The sequence below is a fragment of the Acidocella sp. MX-AZ02 genome, assembly GCF_000306035.1.
Taxonomy (GTDB): domain Bacteria; phylum Pseudomonadota; class Alphaproteobacteria; order Acetobacterales; family Acetobacteraceae; genus Acidocella; species Acidocella facilis.
Genome location: NZ_JH976223.1, coordinates 1 through 1,790, shown reverse-complemented (window position 1 = coordinate 1,790; position 1,790 = coordinate 1). Strand labels below are relative to the sequence as shown.

The following is a 1,790-nucleotide window of genomic DNA, read 5'->3' as shown; positions in this document are numbered from 1 at the left end:
AAGCAGGCGCAATTGGTCAGGGAAGGAAAGCTTCTGGATGCAGCCAAAATGGATATTGAGGATGTCAAAAAAATTGCCGCCGAATCTGGAGAACCCGAAAAATATGACCAAGCGTTGAAGGAAATGCAAGATTATGCAGAATGCCTGCAAAATCAAATCGACAAGAAAAAATCTTAATTTAAAACAGAAGGAATTGAAGATGCAGTGGATAATCGATCCGTATAGAGGAGCCGGTAAGATCCAATTTGGAATGAGCGTATCGGACATTGAGACGATATGCGGCAGCTTCAGGAAAAAGACCGAAAGGCCTTCTGGAATTCTGTCTTGCTCTTTCAAAGAGATCGAATATCCTACGTTGAATTTTCGGAGTGATGCCCTTGTTCATATGGACTTCGGGTGGAGAACGGAAGCCGTTTACGTCGGTGGATTAGATTATTTCCATGCTAATCCGGAAATATTTTTAGAGGAGATTCGAAAGCAAGATTCAGAGCTTTGGATCGATATAGAAAATTCTTTTTTGTCCCCCAAATATGGAATAGCGTTTGATCGAATTGGTCTTGAGGAAAGCGACAAAGTCATCGGTGCTTTTTCACGGATGGAGATGGAGTCAATGATCAAGAAGTTTGGCGTCAGGCAGTTTTGATTGTCCATTTTAGAACGCCTTTCAAAACCTCTGATGTAAAGCTCGCAGGCATATCAATGAGCAAGCCAATTTTGTGAGGGCGAGATGGATGTCTTGGCGGCGCTCGTAGCGGATTGTCAGCCGGCGGAAGCGATTGAGCCAGGCGAATGCCCGTTCGACAAGCCAGCGATGGCGCCCGAGCTTTTCCTTGCTCTCGACGCCTTTTCGCGCGATGCGGGGCAAGATGCTACGCCGGCGGCACGCCTTTCGGCAGCGTGGATAATCATAGCCTTTGTCGGCGTGGAGCTTCTTTGGCCGTTGAAGGGGACGGCCCGGCCTGCCGCGAATCGCGGGCATGGCATCGAGCATTGGTTCGAGCATGGTGCTGTCGTGGACATTTGCGCCGGTCAGTTTCACTGCGAGAGGAATGCCGAGCCGGTCGGTCACAAGATGCCGTTTCGTCCCCGGCTTGCCGCGATCCGTTGGATTTGGGCCCGTGGCAGAGCCCCTTTTTTTGCCGGAATCGAGGATGAATCCAGGCAGACCCGGCCGAAATCTATCCTGTTCGCGCCAAGCAGACGGCGCAGCACCTCATGGTGCAGCCGCTCCCAGACACCCGCCTCCTGCCAGTCGCGCAGACGCCGCCAACAGGTGACACCCTAGCCGCAGCCAAGCTCCGGCGGCAAATCCTCCCACGCGATACCGCTGCGCAAGACAAACAGAATGCCGCTGAGCGCGGCCCTATCGGAAATGCGGGGCCGGCCACCGCGGGGCTTGGCCATGGGCGACGGAAGCAGCTATTCAAAGGTCGGCCAGAGGCCTTCGGGAATCAGAACAGAGGACATTCCCCTCTATGAACCAGCCGTTTCGCGTCGCGCAAGAGTTTTGAAAGGCGTTCTAAATCCGGTGACCCGCAAAAATATGATGAAGCCATAAAAGAAATGCAGCGTTACGTGGAGTGCCTACAAAACCAGATCAACCAAAACCGCCCCTGAACTGACCGAAAGGAAAACTGATGAAGTGGACAATTTCTCCAGATGAAGGAGTTTATCAAGACGGACATCACGTCATTAAATTCGGCATGAATTCTCTACAGGCGGAACGTGCACTCTGTCCGTACGAAAGCAAAATCGAACGGTGGTCCGAATATTTTAACGCTTATTTTCCT

1 protein-coding gene and 1 pseudogene are annotated in these 1,790 nt (G+C 51.6%); one reads left to right on the top strand and one right to left on the bottom strand.

Translation table 11 applies throughout. The features are described from left to right. Positions 1-199: 199 nt before the first annotated feature. The gene (locus MXAZACID_RS17185) at positions 200-643 is read left to right on the top strand and encodes a hypothetical protein (protein WP_008495829.1); all 444 of its coding nucleotides are present in this window, start codon (positions 200-202) and stop codon (positions 641-643) included. Between the two features lie 21 nt (positions 644-664). Here the strand turns inward: MXAZACID_RS17185 and MXAZACID_RS18525 are convergent. Then, positions 665-1,404, bottom strand: a pseudogene (locus MXAZACID_RS18525) (IS5 family transposase). Between the last annotated feature and the right edge of the window lie 386 nt (positions 1,405-1,790).